Source organism: Kitasatospora putterlickiae (assembly GCF_039527695.1).
Taxonomy (GTDB): domain Bacteria; phylum Actinomycetota; class Actinomycetes; order Streptomycetales; family Streptomycetaceae; genus Kitasatospora; species Kitasatospora putterlickiae.
On record NZ_BAAAKJ010000063.1, the window covers coordinates 1 to 2109 of the forward strand.

The 2109-nt window shown below is 74.7% G+C and carries 2 protein-coding genes; both read left to right on the forward strand.

From position 1 onward, the window contains the following. The first annotated feature begins 318 nt into the window (after positions 1 to 318). Positions 319 to 1566, forward strand: coding sequence for a beta-ketoacyl-[acyl-carrier-protein] synthase family protein (locus ABD308_RS07180; protein WP_344329451.1), 1248 nt, complete (start codon positions 319 to 321; stop codon positions 1564 to 1566). 44 nt (positions 1567 to 1610) lie between these two features. After that, on the forward strand, positions 1611 to 2096 hold the full coding sequence (locus tag ABD308_RS07185) for a GNAT family N-acetyltransferase (RefSeq protein WP_344329453.1): 486 nt from the start codon (positions 1611 to 1613) through the stop codon (positions 2094 to 2096). Positions 2097 to 2109: the final 13 nt, after the last annotated feature.

Genomic DNA, 2109 nt, shown 5'->3' on the forward strand with positions numbered 1-2109 from the left:
TCTACGAGGGCACCAACCAGATCCAGCGCGTCGTCATGGCCCGCAACCTGCCCTAACCGGCCCGCCTGGTGCGCACCGGGGCCCTGGCCGAAGCGATTCGGCCGGGGCCCTTCGCCGTTCCCCCGCGGCGCCAGGGCGGCGCGGCCCCGATCTGGAGGATCCCTATAAAACCAGGCCTGCCGAATCGGCCGGCCGGCACATCTGAATGACCATCATGGCCGTGGCAGGGTGGGAAGTGAGGCGAAGGCTCCCCGCGCCTACCGGTGCGGTGGGTTGTACCTACCTCACAACCTCCACAGAAGCCATGGAGCTTTTTCGATGGGTACTGACAACAACCGGCCCCGAGGCCTCTCCGCCGAACCGGTGCTCGTCACCGGACTCGGCGCGACCACGCCGCTCGGCGGTGACGTCGCCTCCACCTGGTCCGCGATGCTGGCCGGCGACGGCGGTATCCGGTCGATCGAGGCCGACTGGGCCGACGGACTCCCGGTCCGGATCGCCGGGCAGCTCGCCGTCGAGCCGTCCGAGGTCCTCGACCGCGTCCAGGCCAGGCGGCTCGACCGCTGCGAGCAGATCGCGCTGATCGCCGCCCGCGAGGCCTGGGCCGACGCCGGCGCCCCGGAGGTCGACGGCGATCGCCTCGCCGTGGTGATCGGCACCGGCACCGGCGGAGCGCTCACCATGCTCGGCCAGGACGACGTCCTGGAGGCCTCCGGCGTCCGGAAGGTCTCCCCGCACACCGTGCCGATGCTGATGGCCAACGGCCCGGCCGCCTGGGTCTCCATCGAACTCGGCGCCCGGGCCGGCGCGCACACCACGGTGAGCGCCTGCGCGTCCGGCGCCGAGGCGATCGCGCTCGGCCTGGACCTCATCCGCCTCGGCCGGGCCGACGTGGTGGTGGCGGGCGGCGCCGAGGCGTGCATCTGCCCGCTGACCATGGCCGGCTTCGCCCAGGCCAGGGCCCACTCGCTGCGCAACGACGAACCCGGCCGCGCCTCCCGCCCGTTCGACGCCGACCGGGACGGCTTCGTGATCGGCGAGGGCGCCGCGGTCGTCGTCCTGGAGCGGGCCGGCTTCGCCGCCGCCCGCCGGGCCCGCGCGCACGCCGCCCTGGCCGGCGCGGCGGTCACCTCCGACGCCCGCCACATCACCGCGGCCGCCGCCGAGGGCCAGGTCCGCGCGATGCGCCGGGCGGTGACCGAGGCCGGACTGTCACCGCTGGACATCGAACTCGTCCACGCCCACGCCACCTCCACCCCGCTCGGCGACCTGGTCGAGGCCGAGTCGGTCACCGAGGCGGTCGGCGCCCACCCGCTGGTCACCGCCACCAAGTCGATGACCGGGCACCTCTTCGGCGCGGCGGGCGCGCTGGGCGCGCTGGCGGCCGTCCTCGCGCTGCGCGACGGCGCCGTCCCGCCCACCCGCAACCTGGAGCGACAGGACCCGGCGGTCAAGCTGGACGTGGTCGCCGGCGCCGCGCGCCGGGGCCCGCTCGGCGCGGCGCTCACCAACGCGTTCGGCTTCGGCGGCCACAACGCCTCGCTGGTGTTCACGGCGGCGTCCTGAAAACCGGGCGACCGGCGGGTGTGCCGCTCACTAGTCTGACCGCCATGTCACCTGCCACGGAACCGTCCTCCGTACCCGCCCTGCGGCTCGAACCGGTCACCCCGGAGAACATCGACGCCGCCCTGGAGCTGAAGGTCCGTCCCGACCAGGAGCACCTGGTGGCCCCGGTGGCCAGGTCGCTGGCTGAGGCGTACGCGTACGGCGATACCGCCTGGCCCTGGCTGGTCTACGACGGCGAGCGGCCGGTCGGCTTCCTGATGGCGTTCTTCGACGTCGTCTTCCAGCCCGGCGACCAGCCGCGCTCCGGTCTCTGGCGCCTCAACATCGCCGCCGACGGCCAGGGCAGGGGCTACGGCCGTTTCGCCGTCGAGCAGGTCGCCGCCGAGATCCGCCGCCGCGGCGGCACCCGGGTCTGCGTCACCTACGTGCCCGGCGAGGGCGGCCCGGCCGGGTTCTACGCCCGCCTCGGCTTCCGGCCGACGGGCGGGCGCAGCGGGGACCAGGACGTCGCGGAGCTGGAACTGGCCTGAGCGCGGTGTGCGG

Bases quoted from the DNA above. Each gene is read 5' to 3' on its own strand.
- ABD308_RS07185 (WP_344329453.1), top strand. From the start codon at position 1,611: ATGTCACCTGCCACGGAACCGTCCTCCGTACCCGCCCTGCGGCTCGAA.
- ABD308_RS07180 (WP_344329451.1), top strand. From the start codon at position 319: ATGGGTACTGACAACAACCGGCCCCGAGGCCTCTCCGCCGAACCGGTG.